This is a genomic window from Nibrella saemangeumensis (assembly GCF_039541915.1).
GTDB classification, from domain to species: domain Bacteria; phylum Bacteroidota; class Bacteroidia; order Cytophagales; family Spirosomataceae; genus Nibrella; species Nibrella saemangeumensis.
This window is the reverse complement of the sequence record NZ_BAABHD010000027.1, coordinates 1-20,577: the sequence shown is the minus strand read 5'-3', so window position 1 is coordinate 20,577 and position 20,577 is coordinate 1. Positions and strand designations below refer to the sequence as shown.

The window sequence follows — 20,577 nt, the reverse complement described above, 5'->3', positions numbered from 1 at the left end:
TATAGAATAACGGTCGAGCTTCCGGCTTTGTTAAATTATCGCTTTTCCTGCAAAGTACCCTTCAGCAACTGGGCGTTGATGGCGACAATCACCGTGCTGGCGCTCATAAGTACGGCCCCCAGGGCAGGACTAAGTACAAAATCAGGGTAAAGCACCCCGGCCGCCAACGGAATCGCCACCACGTTATAGCCCGTAGCCCAGAGCAGATTCTGAATCATTTTGCGGTAGGTAGCTTTACCAAACTCAACCAGATTGGTAATGTCGGTGGGCCGGCTGTTGACCAGAATGATATCGGCGGTTTCGGCAGCTACATCGGTGCCGGAGCCGACGGCAATACCCACGTTGGCCTGTGCCAGGGCAGGAGCATCATTCACGCCATCGCCGGTCATGGCCACAAACGCACCTTTCTGCTGCAACGCCTTCACCACGTTTACCTTCTGCTCGGGTAGAACCTCGGCATATACACCGTCCAGACCGAGTTCACTGGCGACGGCGTCGGCTACCTTCCGGTTATCGCCGGTGGCCATATAGACCTTTATACCGGCTTCCTGCAGCCGCCGGACAGCTTCTTTGGAATCCTCCCTAATTTTATCGGCCAGCGCCAGGTAGCCCGCCAGTTGGTTATCAATGAGGACAAATACCACCGTTTCAGCTCCGCTGCCGTAGGCATCCTGCGGCTGCTCAATGCCGTGTTCTTTGAGGTAACCGGGGCTGACCACCAGCACCCGCCGACCGTCGACGGTAGCCGACACACCCTTGCCGGTAATAGACTGGAAGTCGCTGATGGCCGGCAGGTCCAGTTTCCGCTTTTTAGCCTCCCGGACAATGCCCTGCGCAATGGGGTGCTGCGACTGCTGCTCCAGCGCGGTAACGGTCCGCAGGAAGCTGGTTTCGTCGAAATGGGCCGACAGCACCCGGATGCGGGTAACGCCAAACTCACCTTCGGTCAGCGTGCCGGTTTTGTCGAACACCATAGCCGTAATCTTGCGGGCTTCTTCAAAGGCAGTGCGGTTCCGGATGAGCAGGCCCCGCTGAGCGGAAATGGCGGTGGAGATGGCGACCACCAGTGGAATAGCAACGCCCAGCGCGTGCGGACAGGCCGTTACCATCACGGTCACCATGCGTTCAACGGCAAACGATACTTCTTTGCCGCCCCAAAGCCATGCAAGGAGCGTAATGAGACCTACCGAGAGGGAGAGCAGCGTGAGCCAGCCTGCAGCCCGGTCGGCCAGTGTCTGGGTTTGGGATTTGGCGTTCTGGGCTTCGGCTACCATGGTTACCACTTTGTTGAGGTAACTGTCTTCGCCTTTGTGGGTTACCCGAATGGTGAGCGAACCTTCGCCGTTGACGGCTCCGGCAATTACCCCATCAAGCGCTTTTTTCTGTACCGGCACGCTTTCACCCGTCAGCATACTTTCATTGACGGTGCTTTCCCCGTTAACCACTTCACCGTCGGTCGGAATGCGTTCGCCCGGCCGCACCAGGACCAGGTCTCCGGGATGTAGCGTATCCACGTTTACATCGGTAACCGCATTGCCGTCTACCTTATGCGCATCGGCCGGCAGCATCTGTACGATCAGCTCCAGCGAGCGGGAGGCCCCGGCTACGGATTTCATCTCCAGAAAATGCCCCAGCAGCATAATATCAATCAGAGTAGCCAGTTCCCAGAAGAAGTCCATTCCCCGCAGCCAGCCGAAAGATACGGCTACGCTGTATGCGTAAGCGGCCGTAATGGCAACCGCGACCAGCGTCATCATCCCCGGTTGGCGGGTGCGCAGTTCCCCAACCATACCGGACAGGAACGGCCAGCCACCGTAGATATAGATAACACTAGCCAGAACCACGACTATGGGTTCGCGGTACGGGAAATCCAGGTGGTACCCCATCAGATCCTGAAACATCATAGACAGGGCTATCACCGGCACCGACAGAATCAAACACGCCCAGAACCGGCGCAGAAAGTCGGCGATCATGGCCCCGTGGTCGTGGCCGGCGTGACCACTATGACCAGTATGGCTGTGACTCATTTTGGAATGATCCATCTGACCATGATTCATACCTGTACCGCCCTGGTGGTGGGTATGGTCTATAGGGCCACTGTGACTGTCGTGCCCGATATGCTGCTGCGCCTGCTGTTCGGCTGGTGGTTCGCTGGTTTTGCCGGTCAGGTCTGTTTTTGCCGGCTCGTGGTGGTGATTGGCGTGACCTTCCGTTGAATGATGTTCGTGATTCATATGCGGTCGAAATTGTGGTGGCTGTTCTTACTGGCAAAGTAAGGGTCTTTATGGCGGAGAAGCGGTACATAATGCGGGTTGAGGTGTACAGGATTTTGATCATAGCGATGGTTGATAACCTGTACAATCTGATAAGCTACTTTATCGATTAGTCAATAATTCTATTGAATAATTAAATAAATACTTTAACTTTGTTCCTGTTCATCAGTGAATGCAGATTTCTATGGAAAAGAGGAAGTTTAAGGAAAGCGTTTACAGCGGTATATCCCAATTGACAAAAGCCCTGTCGAACCCGCACCGGCTGGAAATCATCGACCTGCTGGCCCAGGGGGAAAAGACGGTGGAGGTAATTGCGGAGGAAATCGGGCAATCGGTCGCCAACGCTTCCCAGCATTTACAGGTGCTGAAACAGGCCCGGCTGGTCAGTACCCGCCGGCAGGGGCACTACATTTTCTACAACCTGGCCAACCCCGACGTATTTTCGGCCTGGCAGTCGCTCCGCTCATTAAGCATCCGGCAGATACCCGACGTAAAGCAGGTCCTCAATGATTTCCGGCATGAGCGCAATAGCCTGGAAGCCATTTCCATTGACGAACTCACCGAAAAGCTGGCTTCCGATGACCTCATTCTGGTGGATGTCAGGCCGGCGGAAGAATATCGGATGGGACACATTCCGCAAGCGATCTCCGTCCCGGTGGACCAGTGGGACGTTCAGTTGGATACGTTACCGCTGCACAAAGAAGTGATAGCCTACTGCCGGGGGCCTTTCTGCGTATTTGCTGATGAAGCCGTAGCCCGTCTCAGGGGCAAAGGCTACCGCGCTATCCGCCTGGAGGAGGGATTTCCGGATTGGAAAGGGCGCGGCCTGCCAATAGCCTGCTGATGAGAATGCAAACCAGATTCCCTGGCTGTTCGGCCAACTGACCAACGCACATGATGTCTGTAGTCGATAAAAACGGCCGTATTCTGTCAGACTCGTTTACGGGTTATGGCAACTACTTGGTCGGGGAGTTGCTTCACCCACATTGGACAAACTTTGTTTACTGGTTACTGGCTCTGTCCGTGTTATGCTGGGGGTTGGAGATACTGTTCCCCTGGCGAAAAGACCAGGCTGTTATCCGGCAGGATTTCTGGCTGGATGCCTTCTACATGGTCTTTAATTTCTTTTTGTTTTCCCTGATTGGCTATAACGCCCTGTCCAAAGTAGCGGTAGCCGCCTTTCAGGATGGTCTGGCCGGCCTCGGTATCAGCAATCTGGTAGTTTGGGATATAGCCTGGTGGCCCCTGTGGGCGCGGTTGCTCACCTTGTTTGTGGTGCGGGACTTCATTCAATGGAATGTCCATCGCCTGCTGCACCGGGTAGATTGGTTGTGGCAATTCCATAAACTGCATCATTCCGTGGAGGAGATGGGCTTTGCCGCTCACCTGCGTTACCATCCCATGGAGACGCTGGTGTACCGCACGATTGAGTATGTTCCCCTGGCGATGATTGGCTTCGGCCTGACGGATTTCTTCCTCGTACACCGGTTTACGCTCACGATTGGCCATTTAAACCACACCAATGTGTATCTGCCTCTTGGGCCGCTCAGGTACGTGCTGAACAACCCACAGGCGCACACCTGGCACCACGCCAAAGAGCTACCTGGTCATCATCCCTATGGCATAAATTTTGGCATGACCCTTAATCTCTGGGACTATCTGTTTGGGACGGGTTTCTTTCCCAGAGGTAATCATCAAGTGGCTTTGGGCTTTGACGGGGTGGAAACGTTTCCAAAACGTTTTTGGCATCAGCTACGCTACCCGTTTCGGCCAACAAAACAATTTACCCATGGACGTACAACTTGGCCTTAAAGAAAACTGGCGGCAGTTTAGTCTGCTGGTGTTTATCAATGCCCTGGTGGGCGGTATGATCGGGCTGGAGCGAACGATTCTGCCCGAACTGGCCGATACCGAATTCGGCCTGAATGCGCACTCGGTGATGCTGACGTTCATTGTCGTCTTTGGCGTCACCAAGGCGCTGACCAATTATTACACCGGCAGTCTGGCGAACCGCATCGGCCGCAAGCGCCTGTTGGTCATTGGCTGGCTGGTAGGTCTGCCCATTCCGTTTATGCTGATGTGGGCCGATAGCTGGGCATGGATCATGGCGGCTAACCTCCTGCTGGGGGTAAATCAGGGACTGGCTTGGTCGTCGACCGTCGTGATGAAGATCGATCTGGTGGGTGAGAAAAACCGGGGACTGGCCATGGGGCTCAACGAAGCGTCGGGTTACCTGGCCCTGGCGTTTTCGGCGGTTGCTACGGGCTGGCTGGCCTCCCGCTACGGGCTACGGCCGTACCCGTTTTACCTGGGTATAGCGTTTTCGGTGGTGGGGCTGCTGGCAAGCTGGCTCTGGGTCAGGGATACCCGTCACCATTCGGCGCTGGACGCACAGCGCAGCAAGCAGCAAACACTCCAAAACGTTTTCTGGGAAACCACCTGGCGGCATACCAATCTGGGTTCAGTAACGCAGGCTGGTTTGGTAAATAACCTCAACGATGGCATGATGTGGGGCTTATTTCCGGTGCTGCTGGCAACCAAAGGTTTTGCGCTGACTGACATAGGGACCATTGTAGCAATGTACCCGGCCGTCTGGGGACTGGGGCAGCTCGTGACGGGCAAGCTGGCCGACCACCTGTGTCAAAAGACGATGCTATTCTGGGGAATGCTCCTGCAGGGTGCCGTTCTGATCGCGATGCTGTGGGCTGACAGCTACCTTGTCTTTCTGGCGTTATCGGCGCTGCTGGGCATCGGCACGGCTATCGTTTATCCCACCTTCCTGACGGCCATTGCCCGGTATACGCACCCGTCGCAACGCGCCGAGAGCATTGGCATATTTCGGTTATGGCGGGATCTGGGTTACGCGATCGGGGCCTTACTGACGGGCATCATCGCCGATGCGGCAGGCATTGGGGCGTCGGTGCTGGCGGTAGGGCTACTGACGGTTGGCTCGGCGCTGATTATCCAGTATCGGATGCGTTGCGGTGACGAGACATTCGGTAAGGCCCCAAGCGTTACAGCTATTGCGTGCTAACCGTTGCGGGTTGTCTGAAGTCGCGGTCTGCGGTGTAACGGGCTGATGCTTCGGACCCAGTGGGTTACCTTTTCCGGTTAAGCGTATTAAAGGTGGTTATATAAACAACCTTAAAAATTTTACGCTATGAAGGTTCTCGCTAAATACTCATTTTTTGTCCTGTCAATGATGGCATTGGCTGTTGGTTGTGATTCCAAGAAAGCCGATGGCGACGCAGAAACCACTACTACGGATACCAGTACGGTGGTTACTCAAGACACCGCACAGGTGGTGACAGAAACTACCGTAGAAACGGATACGGTTAAGAAGTAAGCTATTTGGCTAATAAAGTGAGGCCGCCAGCGATACGCTGGCGGCCTTTTTCATGTGGGGGCTATTACCACCAGCATGATTACAATGTCGTCGCTAACAACCCGTTTTCGGTTTCCCAGACACAAACAGCACTTTGCGGCAATGCGGCTACCCTGGGAAAGGCACCCATGCCGAGGCTGACCGGAGTATTGTGCCGGGGTGTAATCGCCCATACTTTGCCGTCGGCCTGCCAGATGATGTAGTTACCCAGGGCATTACTCGCTAAGGCAACATTTTTACCACCCTGCGCCACTTCCTGCTCCGGTTTGCCTGGTTCGGCTACGTAGATGCGGTTCTCCCGGCGCCAGGCGGTTACCACCTGACCGGGTTTGGCAATGGCTACGCCCCCACCATCCATCGGACAGCCCTCGAGTTTCCAGGTACCGGTACCCAGCTTCTGCGGCTGACCAAAGTGCTGCCCGCCATCCGACGACGTCAGCAGATGGATATCGCGGGAACCCGCCAGCGCATTACGAAAGGTAATGTACACACGACTGCCTTCAATGGCTACCGACGGGCTACAGCAGGGACAAATCGGCCCTTCCGGCGACTGGTACAGTTTCTGATTGGCCGACCAGGTTCTACCACCATCCAATGACCGGGCACCCACCACTTTATTCTGTGCATTGCCCCGCAAATCATTCCAGACGGCGTAGAACATGTTTCCGGGGCCGGCCGCAATGGAGACAAAGCCTTCTTTCGCCACATCCGGCTGGTCGGAGACCTTGATCCGTTTCGTCCAGCGTCCGGTTTTTTTGTCTTTGACGTAGGCAAAAATATTGCCCGCCTTATTCAACGCCAAAACGAGCGTGGTCTGGCTGTTGGACGCAATCTGGGGACGACGCTGAGCCACCAGAAAAAGATCCTGGAGTGTATCTATTACCTCGGCGGGTGCATACGTCTTACCTTTATCGGTTGAATGCGTATAATAGATCAGGTCGTTCAGGCCGTATACCACCTCCACGTCCTGCTGCCCATTCGTACAAACCACCGGATGATACCCCTTAGGGGCCAGTAAAGTTGCGGAAGGAGAATCTGCCAGCAAAGAAAGGCAGTAAAGCAGGTTGGCAAGCAGGTTGGCAAGCAGGTGAATCAGCATACGTCAATGAGGCTATGAACTACTGGTAAAGAAAGTGAGCAGGTTAACTTACTCACTACCCTGTCTTCAGCCATTCTCATCCTGATTTTGTTTATCAGATAAGAAAGTAACCGGGCAAACAACATAGCCGTCCGGAAGGTCCGGGCGGCTATGCAATGAGTGAACTAATGAAAGGGGAAAAGATCTCAAATTATAAGGCGAATAAAAGAGGCAGATGTTGGAAATCCCTTAAAACTACCTTAGAATGTGCTTAGATGGGTGTAAACAAAATAGCCACTCAAGAGACTTGGGTGGCTATCGAAACCAGTGAAAATGAAAAAGGCATTTATAATGTCCAATCTTACCGTAAAAATCGGCAGCATTGTTTGGAGAGACCTTAAGCTAATCTTAAAAAGTACTTAGAATTTATGATTTTATGAGGATTTTATTGGTTGAAGATGAACCCAAGACATTACAGGCCATCCAGCAGGGCCTTGAAGAAAGTCATTTTGAAGTGGATGTGGCCTACGACGGTCTGATTGCCAAACGGCTGGCTACCAAAAACTCGTACTCGGTAATCATTACCGATGTTATTCTGCCCGGCCTGAACGGTTTTGAGCTGATCAAGCAGCTGCGGACGCAGGGCATTACTACACCGGTGCTGCTGCTCACGGCCCTGGGGGAGGTAGAAGATAAAGTCAGCGGGTTTGATGCGGGGGCCGATCAGTACCTGACCAAGCCTTTTCAGTTTTCGGAGTTGCTGGCCAGGGTGCGGGCGCTGGCCAAGCGAACAACGGCTGTGGGTATGACGGCCCAAACCCTGTCTTATGCCGGCCTGGAGATGAACCTGGACGCCAAACAGGTGAAGCGGGAGGGTAAATCCATTGAGCTGACCGCCAGGGAGTTTGCGCTGCTGGAATTTCTGATTCGCAACCAGGGGCGGGTGCTGTCCAAGATGGAAATAGCCGAGCATGTCTGGGATCAGAACTTCGACTCGAATACCAATGTGGTGGAGGTTTACATTAATTACCTGCGCAAAAAGATCGACAAGGATTTTTCGCGCAAACTCATTCACACGCAGTTTGGGATGGGGTATGTTTTACGGGAGGAGTAAGCTATGATGATCCGCACCCGGCTGACGTTTCGCTTTACGCTGCTGGTAACGGCTATTATGGCGGTTACGTTTGCCAGTATCTACTGGTTTAGCTGGTACTTTCTCTCCTCCGACTTCTACCGGCGGCTCGATCGCAAAGCCGTTACCACCGGTGATCTGCTGCTACAGCGCAGGGTAGATGCAAAATTATTGGCGGAACTGAGCCAGTTCCGGCGGGATCATCTGCCCAATCAGCAGGTGGTGGTATACGACCGGACCGATGTGGTGATTTACCGAACAGGTGATACTGTACTCCTGCCGGTCAGAACGGCTGTGCTGGAGCAGGTGCGGCAGGAGGGAAGGACCTCGTTCCGAATAAACAATGCCTACGGGGCTGGTGTGCTGTATAAAACACCAGCCGGCCAGTACGTGGTGGTGGCCACGGCCCAGAACACCATCGGCGATGAGTTTCTGAACCGGATGGCGCAGATGATGGGCCTGCTGTTTCTGGGTATCATGGCGCTGGTGGGCTTTTCGGGCTGGTTGTATACCGGCGACGCCCTGCTGCCTATGCAACGCATTGAGAACCACCTCAATCAGATATTTCCCCGTACCCTCAGCGAGCGGCTGATCGCCGACACCACCGATGAGCCGGGCCGGCTTTCGGCCACCATCAACCGCCTGCTCGACCGCATTGAAGAATCCTTTAGCCTGCAGCGTATGTTCGTGGCCAATGTCTCGCATGAACTCAAAAATCCGCTCACCCAGATCAGCTCCCAGCTGGAAGTGCTGCTGCTGCGGGAACGCTCCCCGGCAGAGTACGAACGGGTGATCCGGTCGGTTCTTGACGATGTGGGCGACTTGACCAGCCTGACCCACGAACTCCTCCAGCTCTCGAAGGTAAGTTCCGAAGACGCCACCGTTCTACTGACCGAATCGGTGCGGGTAGATGAGGTCCTGTGGGACGTACAGCAGGAGGTAACCCGCCTGAACGAGCGTTATGTGGTTGAGGTTGATCTGGAAGCCTTACCCGATGACTTTGAGCGGGTGGCCGTGCCGGGAAATACCGCGCTGCTGAAAACGGCCCTGAAAAACCTGGTCGAAAACGCCTGTAAGTTTTCGGTGGATAGCCGGGCGATGATTCACGCCCAGTTTGAAAAAGAAGCGATTGACGTGACCGTGTCCAATTACGGAGAACCGATACCGGATAAAGATCTGCCGTATATTTTTCAGCCATTTTACCGGAGCCAGCAGACTGCAGAAGTGAGGGGCTATGGCATAGGTCTGTCGCTGGTAGACCGGATTGTGCGGCTGCACGGCGGTCGGTTACAGGTCCGGTCGGAGTCAGATCCGCAGCTCACAACGTTTCAGGTCAGGCTACCCTACCAGTCAAGCTTTTAAGGAGATTCTAAGGTTTTTCTCAGCAGCCCCTAAGAGCCCCGGTTTTTCTTTGCTGATAACCAGTACATACCTCAGAGGAAAACCGTAAATGACAGCTTCGTTGCGCATGCGTTCATATCTTAGCCCGGCGGGCACCGGCACAAAGCCGGAAATGCCCGGACCGCCTACCCAGCCGTCCCCCTCCGGGCCCGACTGGCTGCTCTGGCTGGTCACGGGATTGCTGCTGACGGCTTTGCTGCTGATGGGGTTAACCAACACATCGGGTTGGTAGATTAGCACCGGCATATTACCGGTTTGTCTTCCGTTTTGCCGTTGCCATATTTTTCACGGATTGCAGGGTTGTTGGCTCCACGTCTTTGTTTTTGCTTGCCTGCACAACGCTGAATGATCCGTCGGTTTCCAGGACCACGGCGGTTACCTCCTCGGGTTGCAGCGCTCCCGAACTGCGCATGGCCGCCAGTATCTCATCTTCCGTTACCCGTTCCCGGCGCAGCGCCTGCCGGAGAAATTGCCCCTGGTGAAACAGCAGGGTCGGCTCGCTCTTTATTTTGTGCCTGAACCACGGCCACCGGACCGATAACCAGGCTACGGCGTATTGAAGCAGAATCAGCAATGCCAGTGCGGTTAGTCCTTCGACCAGCCCGGTTTGTGGGGAGAGCAGAATAGTGGCTAAGGTAGAGCCGAGGGCCACAGTCACCACCAGATCGAAAGCGTTCATCTTCGACAGGGTGCGTTTGCCGGAAATGCGCAGAAACAGGACCAGGCCGGCGTAGGCGAGTATGCCCACCAACAGCACCCGCCCAACGCTTTCCCAGCCTTTAAACAGCCAGTCGCTTATCGTCAGGAGTTGTAGCGTCATCGATTCTGTCCGTTTTGCCGGTGATTATCCTGGCGGGACGATCCGGCCGGTGCGTCTTTCTCTCCGGAATCATCAACGGAACTCTTCATCAGAAGGACCGTATGCGGATACGGCATGTCAATGCTGGCTTTATCCAGCGCCAGCTTAATACCGGTCATTACGTTGTCGCTGACTTTCAGGAGATTGGCCTGGTGGGATTCTACCCAGAAATAAACCGTCAGATTAACCGAGGAAGGGGCCAGTTCCGATACGTAGATCCACGGCCCCGGCTCAGGCAGTACGCCCCCGGTCGACTCCACCACCTGCCGGATGACCTGGCGGGCTTCTTCGATAGCGTCCTCGTAACCGATACCGATGACCATTTTGACCCGTCGGCGGTCGTAGGCCGTTCGCACCAGGATCGCGCTGGTATATACATCACCGTTCGGCAGGATGGCCCGCTCACCATCGTAGGTTTTCAGCCGGGTGGAGCGGGTATTGATCTCCTCCACCGTTCCTTCAAATTCCTTGACCCGGATCTGGTCGCCAACTTTGAACGGGCGCCGGAGCAGAATCAGAATACCGGCAAAAAAGTTTTGCAGAATGTCTTTAAAGGCAAACCCAATGGCTACCGACGTAATGCCCAGGCCGGCAATCAGATCACCCGGCTTGAACGCCGGAAAGATGGCCACCGCAGCCGCAAAAAATCCCAGAATTACGGTGATTGCCCCGGCAATTTTACCAAGCAGATCGGCCAGGGTTTCATCCAGCGCGTGAATGCGCGTGGCAAAACGCCGGATCAGCGACCGAACCAATCGACTTGCGAACAGAAAGAGGAAAAATACAACTACGCCAACTCCGATATAAGGAAGTCGCTCCAGCAGAAAACCGCCCATCTCCCGGAATGTCTGCCAGACGGTCTGCAGGCCGTCGGATACCGTTTGGTCCTGAGCCGGTTGTTGTAAGCGTACTAAATTGACTAACTGCATAGTGGTTCTGATTAAATACGACGCTGACTACGGTTGTCCCTTATTTCTATAACCTTAGTAGAGATCCAATGTTATTAGTCTTTTTAGTAAAATTCTGATAATAAATGACTTAGCTAGAGTCATTTGTTGTTGTGCCGGCGAAATTCTAAGGAGATTTTAAACTTATAAAATTGAGCGGCCAGTTGCGGGCTGGTTATTTTAAGCAGATTCTAAGGCTTTTCTCAGAAGGAGCTAAGCTTTGTCTCCGTACTTTACTTTGCCCGGCTTTGTTGTTTTATTCCAGCCATTATCCCTGGAAAGGAAGTCTGAATGCGCGTAAGCCAATAAGGATTTCCCTACTGATAACCACCATGAGCATGACTTTACACCCAACGAAATTTAAGCGATTACTGATTGTCTCATACCGGCTGCCGTTTGCCATTATGCGAACGGAGGAAGGCCTGTCTATCCGGCAAAATTCAGGAGGACTGGTATCGGCTGTTCTATCAATGGCGGAGCGTATGGGTAATTCGGAAAACCTGCCGTTTGAGAAGATACACTGGATTGGGCATAGCGACGCCGATTTTCAGGACGTACCGCCGGCGCTGCTGGAGAACGACAATTTTGTGGTCCATCCGGTATACCTCGATCCGGAACTGAACCGGGGCTTCTACGAAGGGTTCTGCAACGACTGCATCTGGCCGCTGTTTCATTATTTTACTTCTTACGCATCCTTCGCGGATACCTATTACCAGGATTACGAACAGGCTAACGCCCGTTTTCTGGAAAAGGTAGCCGCTTTGGTTGAACCCGGCGATCTGGTGTGGATTCACGACTACCAGTTAATGCTGTTGCCGGGGCTGTTGCGGGCGTCGGTACCGCACGCTACAATCGGCTACTTCTTTCATATTCCATTTCCTAATTACGACATCTTCAAGCTGATTCCCCGCGCCTGGCGGCAGGCCCTGCTGGAGGGTATTCTGGGAGCCGATGTGGTGGGGTTTCATACCACCGACTACGTGCAGCATTTTCAGCAGAGCGTGTCAGACGTGCTGAGTTTGCCCATTATTAACCAGCGCGTGGTGCTGCCCGACCGCTCCGTACTGGTGCAGGATTTCCCTATCAGCGTCGATTTCAATAAGTTCAGTCTGGCTGGTCAGACAGCTCCTGTAAGCGAGCTTAGGAAAACGTACAAACGGCTCCTCCGGCGGAACAGGATCATCTTCTCCGTAGACCGGCTCGACTATACCAAAGGCATCCGGGAGCGCCTGCTGGGCTACGAGCGCTTTCTGATCCAGCATCCGGAGTGGCACAACCGGGTTACGTTTGTGATGACAGTGGTACCCTCGCGGGATAAGATCACCCACTACCAGGAGCTTAAGCGGGAGATTGAAGAAGCCGTTGGCCGGATCAATGGCCTGTTTGGAACCATCGGCTGGCGGCCTGTTGTGTATTCCTACCTGTCGTTAAGTTTTGAGGAGCTGGTGGCGCTCTATACCGGCTGCGATGTGGCCCTGATTACCCCGATCCGGGATGGGATGAATCTGGTCGCTAAAGAGTTCGTCGCCAGCCGCAACGACGGAAAAGGCGTATTGATCCTGAGCGAGATGGCCGGAGCCGCCCGCGAACTGACCGAAGCGCTTATTATTAATCCGACCGATACCCAGGAGGTTGCCTCCGCCATTCAGCAGGCCCTGGAAATGCCTGCCAGAGAGCAGAGGGAACGGCTCGAAAAAATGCGTACCCATCTGGCGGTTTATGATGTATTCCGGTGGACCTACCGATTCCTGTCTACGCTCCAGGATGTAGCCATCAGCGAGCCTGCGTTGCAAACCAATCTGCCCGTTGCCGAGTTTGTTACAGCCTGCCAGAATGCCCGCAACCGGCTGTTGCTGCTGGATTATGATGGTACACTTACCCCCCTGGTAGACGATCCGGAGGAGGCTCTGCTTTCGGAGCCGATGCGGGAACTGCTGGTCCGGCTCAGCGACGGCAATGATCTGGTGGTGGTCAGTGGCCGGAGCCGCGCTTACCTCGACAGGACTTTCGGAACCATTCCTGTCTACCTGGTTGCCGAAGACGGAGCCTTCGTCAAACGTCCAGGCCTGGACGGGTCCGGCCTGGACTGGGAACCCCTTTCGCTGCCTCAGGAAGACTGGATAACGCCCATCCGGGTAGCGCTGAACAGCTACGTAAAGGAGATCAAGGGGTCGTTTCTGGAAGAGAAAGAAACGGCTATTACTTGGCATTATCGCACCGCCAGGGGGCAGGAAGCCGACCTGCGGGCGCTGGAACTGGCGACCCAACTCAGCCATCTGACCGTAGACATTCCGCTGTCGGTTGTACTGGGCAATAAGGTAGTGGAGGTAAAGCCGGCCCAGCACAGCAAGGGAGCGGTAGCGCGCAGCTTTTTTGAAGCCAAACCCTACGACTTCCTGGTCAGCATCGGCGACGACACCACCGATGAGGACATGTTCAAGCAACTGCCAAACTGGGCATACACGATCAAAATCGGTGCGGGCATATCCTTTGCCCGGTACCGCCTGGCCCGTCAGCAGGATGTGGAGCAGTTGCTTCAGTTATTGGTTTAAACCAAAAGCCGGCCACGGCGTTACGCCCGTAAACAGCGGAGGTAGCCGCTAGGGTGTTGATTACGGCTCGTCTGGGCGGCCTAATTGCCTTATGCGTCAGTTGGGTACGAGAAAGTCCCTTTTTTACAATCCGTTGGAAAGGTCGTCGGCTACTTTTGACCAAACAAATTAGCTGAACGATCATGAAACGATTGTTATTACTTCCTCTGGTAGCCTGTCTGGTTGCCCTGCTCGCCGATGAACCAGTTGATAAACTTAACGGAGCATTCCGGCAAACCCGTTACAAGTACGGTGCCATGACTAAATGGGGCACCCGTGACTCGGTAACGGTAATTAAAGTTTTTCGGGATGGCTACTGGCTGACTGCTTTTTACGATGACAAACGGCAGGGGCGTTACGACGAAAAATCGCCCGGTATTCGATCCTTTAACGGGGCCTGTGGCGGTACCTACGCGTTGAAAGGGGGTAAGTACGTCGAGAAAGTAACCTTCTATTCCTGGGACTCAACGGCGGTAGGCAATACGTTTGCCTTCGACTACAAGGTAAGTCCGAATCAGTACGAGCAGTACGGCGTAATGACATCTGACAAGTACAAAGACTTTCCAATCAATGAAGTAGCAGAACGGATTTCGTCTCCCGAACCCCTCAAACATCCGGGCCTGGAGGGTGTGTGGTTCATGCAGGAAGGCGTCTGGGGCAGCAGCCGCTTCGGGGAGGGGCAATACAAAGGCATGCAGGTTGTTAAAATCTTTACCTATCCAATGGTGGTATACGCATACTACAACCCCATTACGCGCCAGTTTAACGGGGCCGGAGGTGCCCGCTACCAGTTTGATGGGAAGACGCTGACGGAGACAAACGAGTTTTGGTCCTGGCAGGAAAATGGTGCGCGGAAAGGCAAGGTCGAAACGTTCCGCATTACGGCGAAAGATGGTCAGTACGTGCAGGAGGGCTGGTCGGGAGACCTGCGCGAAGTCTGGGCTAAAGCGCCGGGTAGCGGGGGGATTGCCGTAAAGAACTGATGACACGGACCCTTCGCTCTCCCCAGAATTGGGGATTGATAGACATACTTCATAACGCGTAATTTACTTACTATTTAGGAATTCTCCTGATAAAGTCAGAAAATAGGGGCTTATGCTTTCAACCGAAACCTCACCCTTATTATGACTGGATACCCGTACCGCTCATCCCTGACCTGCTTACTGTTTTTGCTTGTTACCCAGGTTGTCTTCGCCCAGAAAGATGCCTTTCTGAAAGATTATGCTGAGCGCTGGGAGACATCCCGTCAGTATATGCTGACCGTGGCTGAAGCCATGCCCGAAAGTGAGTATGGATTTAAGCCCACACCGGAAGAAATGACCTTTGCCGAACAGCTCATGCATATCGCCTGGGTGATCGACTGGCATGCGTTCAGCAAAGCCGATGGGCAGGAATACCGGCCCCGGTTGAATGATTTTAAGGTAGAAGGCCGCACCAAAAAGGAGATGATCGAGATGGTGAACCGGGAGTTCAACCGGGCGGCCGAGCTGGTGCGCTCACTTGACCCGGCCCGGCTGGACCAAACCGGCTCGTACGCCAAATTTACCCGTACCCGCCGGCAGTTTCTGTTGCTGATGACCGACCACGTGACGCACCACCGGGCGCAGATGCTGGTCTATCTCCGGCTGAAGGGCATTGTGCCGCCGAAGTATATAGAGTTTCAATAACCAAGAGAAGCAAAATGGATTAGTAGGTAATATCTTCGTCGGTCAGCAATTGTTGAATGTTCAACAGGCAGTCGTCAAGGACGGGAATGTTTTCGGTCCAGTCGACAATGTACCAGCGCGGGTCATTGCGGTCGATGACGTAGGCTTTTTGTGGCGTAGTGAGTATCCAGATGACCTTCTCCACGCCGAAGTCGAGCATCTTCTGTGATTTCTGCAGGATGTATTCCGTTTCTTTGTTCTGAAAATCGGCAACGTCGGCCTTGATATCTACCTCAATCACCACGCGGGGCGGCACATCAAAGTACTTGCCCTTCAGTTTGCCTACTTTCTCTTTATCAAAAATGACCAGGTCACTGCCCAGGTTGTCGTTCAGTGCCACATGTAAGCCAATCTCATTAGAAGCAAGCAGGTATTTTTTGCGGTTGAGGATTCCAAAGAGGTGACCTGTTAAAAGAGCTACCAGAACACCCTGCAGATCAGAACATGACATGATTTCTTCGATGGTTTTTTTCCCGGCCAGCACGTCGCGATAACCCCGGTAGTAAATAGGCTTACCGTTCCACTGCTCATAGACCAGAGCCGGTGGAATGGTTTGGGTTTGTTTCGGCGAACGACGGCGCTTGGGTTCGGTAACGGCCTGCATAACGTTCCTGGGTCTTACTCTTTACAAGTGTACAAAAATACCGACAGACGGCCAAACATGGCACAGCCGGCTACAGGCCGCTATTGCCCGTCCCGCACAAAGATCTTCTGATCGGTAATCAGCGCCTGGTGCTCGTCCAGAAACTGCCTGAACTGCCGGATCTCTTCCAGTTGTTTCTCAATAGGGTGCGTGAGCGGGTAACTCTCTACGTATACATCGGTGAAGTCGGTGATCACGTACTCCATCAGTTTGATACCCCGTTTTTTCAACGCGTGCAGGTATAGGTTCTGGTGGTTGAAGAGGTAGCGCTGCGGCTGGTACGATGCCGTGGTTTTGATATCAACCGCCTTAAATTTACCAATCAGATCCACGTAGCCGTAAAACAGTACGTCGTCAATCTGCCACTGGCAGTAGACCTGCGTTTCCACAATGGGGCGGGGAAGAAGCTTGCGGACCTTTTGCAGGATCACCGGATCGAATCGCTCTTCGTCCTCGCCCTTGATCACAGCCGCTTCAAACGAAATACCCCGCTCCTGCGCGGCTGTAGTAGGTGATGGCACCCGGTTGATGGTATCCAGCAGTTCCTGCACGGTCAGGCCGCCCCCGCGCAGGTACCGCGAGAACACATTCAGCAGCGTAGGGTAGATGCGATAGCGAACGTCCATTTTCAGTATTCAGTAAGCAGTTCTTAGTTTTTAACTACCAAAACCACCCCAACAATCATCAGCACCACGCCCAGCACGCGCCAGCCATTGGCGGGATGGAGCGGGAAGCCCAGGTAGCCGTAATGATCGTACAGCACGGCAGCCAGCAGTTGCCCGGCAATACTCAGGCTCAGGAGGCTGGCGGCTCCAATGCGGGGTACGGTGAAAATAACGGTAGTGACATAAAAGGCGCCCAGCAGCCCGCCCGTCCACTTCCACCAGCTGATGCTGCGGACGGTTTCCAGCGAAGGGGTGGAGTTACCCGTTAGCAGTTGAACCCCGATCAGGGTTAGAAAGCCAATACCGAACGAGCCGATGGCGGCCATAATCGGGTTGTTCAGGCCATGACGAAGCTGGGAGTTGACACCCGATTGGGTACTGTTGGCAATACCGGTCAGAACAGCAAGCAGAAAATAAATGTAAAGCATAAGGAGCGGTATCGAAGGCGACTTCTGTTAAGGCGTAACGCTGATTCGTTTCATCAGGTTCTCGCAGCGGGTAGCTACCTCCTGCGCTACCGGGCTATTATCTTTTGTACTGGTCATTTTTTGCAGCAACTGCACGACCTGCACCAGGTCGTGCATACGGGAACCCCGCTGGGGTGACCACGTATAACCACTCCTTACGCCTTCGCCAACCGCATAGGCGGTGAAGTGAAAGGTAGTGCCATCTACCCCCCAGGCCTGATTCCGGCGGTAGCTTACCTGTCCAATAGCGGTCATAAACAGCTTATTGAGTTGCAGCGCCAGGTCTTTGGCAATCTGAATACGGCGAACTGTCACCTGAATGCCTTCTTTCCCCGGCTTCTGGTAGATGTTTTCCTGGGCTTCGGCGCAGACCAGAAAGTAGTTGTCCCACCGTTTATCTTTTTCAACGGAAATGACGTATTCGGGCGCAAATGTCGGCAGCACCAGCACCCGCGCGACCGGATTCTGGCTCAGGTTTTTAAGCAGGTAATTCCGGATGTGCGGGTAGTAATCATGTTTGAAGTTGAAATCGGCGAAGTAGCCCGCTTCGGGTTCCAGGTGGTCGTCGGCGGGGGCGTTGATGATAACCTGTTGGGCAAAAGCGGCCGGAGCAAGCGAAACGAAAAGTATAAGTTGGACAACCCAATTCATGAATAAACCTTAATGCAAGGTGTCAAATTTACGCGGTTGAGGTTAAAAACCCTGGTTTCGGTTTGTAAAATATTGCCTATCGGGCGGCAATGATCAGGCCCAGACCGACTACGTAGCAGAGCAGCATCAGGTTGAGCAGCGTATTGGTACCTTTGGGGGCGTTACGGAATTCGTGCCAGACGTAAATACCCCATAAGGCGGCCACTACGGTAGCACCCTGACCCAGTCCGTAGGAGATGGCCGGCCCGGCCTTACCGGATGCAATGATGCTGAACGACATACCGATGCACCAGACCACACCCCCGATGATGCCCATGAGGTGGCTGCGCAGATTGCCCCGGAAATAATCGGCGTAGCTGACCGGCGAGCCCACAAACGGCCGCATCATCAGCAGCGTGTTAAATACGAAGTTGCTGAGAAAGATGCCAATGGAGAAAAATACCACCGCTGTGTACGGGCTGAGCTTGCCGGCTTCGGGCACATCAAAATTTTGAAACATAGATTGGGCTACATACTTGTAAAACAGACCCATCAGGCAGCCGCTGATTATCGATAGGGCCAGGCCCTTTGTAGATACCGATGACGTATTGGAGGCCGTTTTACGGTAAGCATTGGCGTTCAGCAAAATGGCAATTACAATCAGCGCGACTCCACCAAACAGCAGCAGCGCATTGCCCACCGGCGAATCCAGGTAGTTCACCACGACCCCGATTGCCAGCGCCAGCCCGATACCCACTGGAAAGGCAACCGACATGCCGGCGATCGAAATAGCGGCCCCCAGCAGAATATTGGCGGCATTGAAGATAATACCGCCCAGCATGGCCGAGCCGATATTGCTGGTATCGGCCTGAGCCACGTCAGGAAGAAACGACCGGCCGCTATCGCCGGTACTGCCGAGGGTCAGGGCAAACAGCAGCGCCAGCAGCAGGATACCGATAACATAGTCCCAGTAAAAGAGTTCGAAGCGCCAGTTATTGGCGGCCAGTTTCTGGGTGTTAGCCCAGGACCCCCAGCAGAGCATAGTGATGATGCAGAAGAGTACGGCTAAGGAGTAGGTTTGGATGATAAACATACGGTTATTCAATTAAAAGCAGAAACATCTCGGCCGCATGCCAGGTGTGGGGAAAGCTGAGCTTTTGTTTCATCAGATTTTTGTCCAGAATAGTCATACCGGCGTAATTGGCTTCGCTGGCCTGCTGCTCCCACGAAAGCGGATAATCCACGCTGCCGACCATTCCCCGCCGGACGAGTGTGCCCGTGCGGCTGTTGAAATGATCTTCAGCCCACGTCAGATACGGGTAGTTTCTGCCGGAGCTTTCATTGAATGGTTTGCCCGGAACGTGCTGATCAGTGTAGTCCCACCAGAACAGGGCTGAATAGCTGTCGTATACGGTTGGAATGGTATATGGGTCGGGCAGGCCGAGTGATTTCAGACCGTATTTGATCCACTTGGTCTGGAATACCGGGTGTTCGGCGTAGTCAGTTTTGCCGGATAAATAGATCTTGTCGGGTAAATGGGGGGCAGTGGAGGATTGGGCGATAGGTCTGACGGCTATGGTATCCGTTACACTGGGGAGGAGCGGTTTTCCAAACCGCTTTACAGAGTCGAGCACCATCTTCACCGCCGGGTGTTTCTGATCTGAAACCAGTGAAACCAGAAAGAGTACCTGCCCGAGATTGTCGGCTTCACTGATGCCTCGGTTATTGCGGTCGAACGGGTCACGAATTTTCATGATCCAGTCTTTAATCAGGTGCAGGTTGTTGGTTTGCTGCATCACCATCCCCATCAGCGCAGCATCTCGGAACCACGGTCGGCTGTATACCAGAAAGTTAGGAACCGGCTTCCCGGCTATGATATTGATCAGTACTTCGTGGTGCAGTACCCGCAGCACAGGCCCGTATTTTTTGTCCGCAAAAGTGGGCAGGTTCAATCGGTTGCGGGTGCCTTTGACGAGTTGGGGGGATTTGCCCGGCTGATGAATCCAGACACCGTTTTCGTCCTCCCGGATCTGAACCGTCGTGCTGTCCATCAGCGTCAGGTGAACCAGGTATTCCGATGGTACAATCAGGGCCTGCTGCACCCGCCATTGCTCGACTATATGACCAGTCTGGGCTTCCATCAACCTACCCTTTTGGTAAATGAGTTTGGTTCGGTTGCCCATCCCAAACAGAAAGAATTTCATATCCGGTAACTCCTGCTGGTTAGTGTGTTCCTGCCGCAGCAAAGCCAGATTCTGCCGGTAGACGGCCAGGGCACCCTGTGGATCGGGGTGCATTGCCGCAGGGAGCTTCTGGGCGTGTGCCGCCGTTATGAGCAGGAAAAACAGGAGGAGTTTGAGCATATGTAGACCGGGATCCCTTTCCGGTTGTTTAAACTGCAGACCGGACGAGGCCGCCGGAGCAATTCCGGTTATATCTGATTCAAACTGTTATTATAAATCCATCCGAGTTGTTACAACTCATTTTCGAGTTTTATCGTTTTGCCCTCTAACTTAATCTTTGACGTGAAAGAGAGCACCAACCTGTTACCTATTGCTGAATAGTCCCACCCTCTGCGTTCAAACTCATACCGTAATGCTGAAATAAAGGCACCTTTTGCCCCTGTCCATCCTTGATTGCCAACCTCCCGATTATAGGCTTCGATGACTTCTTTATCTGAGTAAGTACTAAGTCTTTTAGAACCTGTTTAAATTTTACGGCTAATGCGATAAATGTTCGCCAGATACACAAAGGATTCGGCCGATGAACAGTCACATTCATAATCTTTGCTGAGTCGGCG

At 53.7% G+C, this 20,577-nt stretch carries 20 protein-coding genes; 10 read left to right on the top strand and 10 right to left on the bottom strand.

What is annotated here, in order from left to right; translation table 11 throughout:
* Nucleotides 1–35: 35 nt before the first annotated feature.
* Nucleotides 36–2,234, bottom strand: a complete 2,199-nt coding sequence (locus tag ABD949_RS11865; protein ID WP_425576746.1) for a heavy metal translocating P-type ATPase — start codon at nt 2,232–2,234, stop codon at nt 36–38.
* A gap of 223 nt (nt 2,235–2,457) precedes the next feature.
* Between ABD949_RS11865 and ABD949_RS11860 the strand changes: the two genes are divergently transcribed.
* The 4 genes from ABD949_RS11860 (at nt 2,458) to ABD949_RS11845 (ending at nt 5,619) form a co-directional block, all read left to right on the top strand.
* Nucleotides 2,458–3,117, top strand: coding sequence for a metalloregulator ArsR/SmtB family transcription factor (locus ABD949_RS11860; protein ID WP_345243710.1), 660 nt, complete (start codon nt 2,458–2,460; stop codon nt 3,115–3,117).
* A 53-nt stretch (nt 3,118–3,170) separates the two neighbouring features.
* Nucleotides 3,171–4,085: a sterol desaturase family protein gene (locus ABD949_RS11855; protein ID WP_425576749.1), complete on the top strand. Its 915-nt coding sequence runs from the start codon at nt 3,171–3,173 to the stop codon at nt 4,083–4,085.
* Nucleotides 4,063–5,307 (top strand): MFS transporter, encoded by a 1,245-nt coding sequence (locus ABD949_RS11850; protein ID WP_345243706.1) that lies wholly within the window; start codon nt 4,063–4,065, stop codon nt 5,305–5,307. The genes ABD949_RS11855 and ABD949_RS11850 overlap by 23 nt, the downstream gene beginning before the upstream one ends.
* Before the next feature lie 126 nt (nt 5,308–5,433).
* Nucleotides 5,434–5,619 (top strand): hypothetical protein, encoded by a 186-nt coding sequence (locus ABD949_RS11845; RefSeq protein ID WP_345243704.1) that lies wholly within the window; start codon nt 5,434–5,436, stop codon nt 5,617–5,619.
* A gap of 79 nt (nt 5,620–5,698) precedes the next feature.
* Here the strand turns inward: ABD949_RS11845 and ABD949_RS11840 are convergent, their stop codons facing one another.
* Entirely contained in the window at nt 5,699–6,757 is a 1,059-nt protein-coding gene (locus ABD949_RS11840) for a sialidase family protein (RefSeq protein ID WP_345243703.1), read from the bottom strand.
* Nucleotides 6,758–7,172: 415 nt separating this feature from the next.
* Here ABD949_RS11840 and ABD949_RS11835 point away from each other — a divergent pair, with 415 nt between their 5' ends.
* From ABD949_RS11835 to ABD949_RS11825, 3 genes are all read left to right on the top strand, one after another.
* Nucleotides 7,173–7,850: a response regulator gene (locus ABD949_RS11835; RefSeq protein ID WP_345243701.1), complete on the top strand. Its 678-nt coding sequence runs from the start codon at nt 7,173–7,175 to the stop codon at nt 7,848–7,850.
* A gap of 3 nt (nt 7,851–7,853) precedes the next feature.
* The gene (locus ABD949_RS11830) at nt 7,854–9,230 is read left to right on the top strand and encodes a sensor histidine kinase (protein ID WP_345243699.1); all 1,377 of its coding nucleotides are present in this window, start codon (nt 7,854–7,856) and stop codon (nt 9,228–9,230) included.
* Nucleotides 9,231–9,336: 106 nt separating this feature from the next.
* Nucleotides 9,337–9,501: a hypothetical protein gene (locus tag ABD949_RS11825; protein WP_345243697.1), complete on the top strand. Its 165-nt coding sequence runs from the start codon at nt 9,337–9,339 to the stop codon at nt 9,499–9,501.
* Nucleotides 9,502–9,516: 15 nt separating this feature from the next.
* On the opposite strand, the gene ABD949_RS11820 is transcribed toward ABD949_RS11825, so the two are convergent.
* A complete protein-coding gene (locus ABD949_RS11820) occupies nt 9,517–10,089 on the bottom strand; it encodes a DUF421 domain-containing protein (protein ID WP_345243695.1) in 573 nt (190 codons plus the stop codon).
* Complete coding sequence (locus tag ABD949_RS11815) at nt 10,086–11,057, bottom strand: mechanosensitive ion channel family protein (protein WP_345243693.1); 972 nt, start codon at nt 11,055–11,057, stop codon at nt 10,086–10,088. Before ABD949_RS11815 ends, ABD949_RS11820 begins: the two co-directional genes overlap by 4 nt.
* Nucleotides 11,058–11,413: 356 nt before the next feature.
* Between ABD949_RS11815 and ABD949_RS11810 the strand changes: the two genes are divergently transcribed.
* The 3 genes from ABD949_RS11810 to ABD949_RS11800 all read left to right on the top strand — a co-directional run bounded on the left by ABD949_RS11810 (nt 11,414) and on the right by ABD949_RS11800 (nt 15,333).
* Complete coding sequence (locus tag ABD949_RS11810) at nt 11,414–13,627, top strand: bifunctional alpha,alpha-trehalose-phosphate synthase (UDP-forming)/trehalose-phosphatase (protein ID WP_345243691.1); 2,214 nt, start codon at nt 11,414–11,416, stop codon at nt 13,625–13,627.
* A gap of 182 nt (nt 13,628–13,809) precedes the next feature.
* A complete protein-coding gene (locus ABD949_RS11805) occupies nt 13,810–14,649 on the top strand; it encodes a hypothetical protein (RefSeq protein WP_345243689.1) in 840 nt (279 codons plus the stop codon).
* Between the two features lie 141 nt (nt 14,650–14,790).
* Nucleotides 14,791–15,333: a DinB family protein gene (locus ABD949_RS11800; RefSeq protein WP_345243687.1), complete on the top strand. Its 543-nt coding sequence runs from the start codon at nt 14,791–14,793 to the stop codon at nt 15,331–15,333.
* A 19-nt stretch (nt 15,334–15,352) separates the two neighbouring features.
* On the opposite strand, the gene ABD949_RS11795 is transcribed toward ABD949_RS11800, so the two are convergent.
* The 6 genes from ABD949_RS11795 to ABD949_RS11770 all read right to left on the bottom strand — a co-directional run bounded on the left by ABD949_RS11795 (nt 15,353) and on the right by ABD949_RS11770 (nt 20,140).
* Nucleotides 15,353–15,976, bottom strand: a complete 624-nt coding sequence (locus ABD949_RS11795) for a Uma2 family endonuclease (RefSeq protein WP_345243685.1) — start codon at nt 15,974–15,976, stop codon at nt 15,353–15,355.
* An 80-nt stretch (nt 15,977–16,056) separates the two neighbouring features.
* A complete protein-coding gene (locus tag ABD949_RS11790) occupies nt 16,057–16,641 on the bottom strand; it encodes a PD-(D/E)XK nuclease family protein (RefSeq protein ID WP_345243683.1) in 585 nt (194 codons plus the stop codon).
* A 23-nt stretch (nt 16,642–16,664) separates the two neighbouring features.
* Nucleotides 16,665–17,108: a DMT family transporter gene (locus ABD949_RS11785; RefSeq protein ID WP_345243681.1), complete on the bottom strand. Its 444-nt coding sequence runs from the start codon at nt 17,106–17,108 to the stop codon at nt 16,665–16,667.
* A 27-nt stretch (nt 17,109–17,135) separates the two neighbouring features.
* On the bottom strand, nt 17,136–17,798 hold the full coding sequence (locus tag ABD949_RS11780; RefSeq protein ID WP_345243679.1) for a hypothetical protein: 663 nt from the start codon (nt 17,796–17,798) through the stop codon (nt 17,136–17,138).
* A gap of 76 nt (nt 17,799–17,874) precedes the next feature.
* Entirely contained in the window at nt 17,875–18,870 is a 996-nt protein-coding gene (locus ABD949_RS11775; protein WP_345243677.1) for a GRP family sugar transporter, read from the bottom strand.
* Nucleotides 18,871–18,874: 4 nt separating this feature from the next.
* Nucleotides 18,875–20,140: a hypothetical protein gene (locus ABD949_RS11770; protein WP_345243674.1), complete on the bottom strand. Its 1,266-nt coding sequence runs from the start codon at nt 20,138–20,140 to the stop codon at nt 18,875–18,877.
* Nucleotides 20,141–20,577 lie beyond the last annotated feature (437 nt).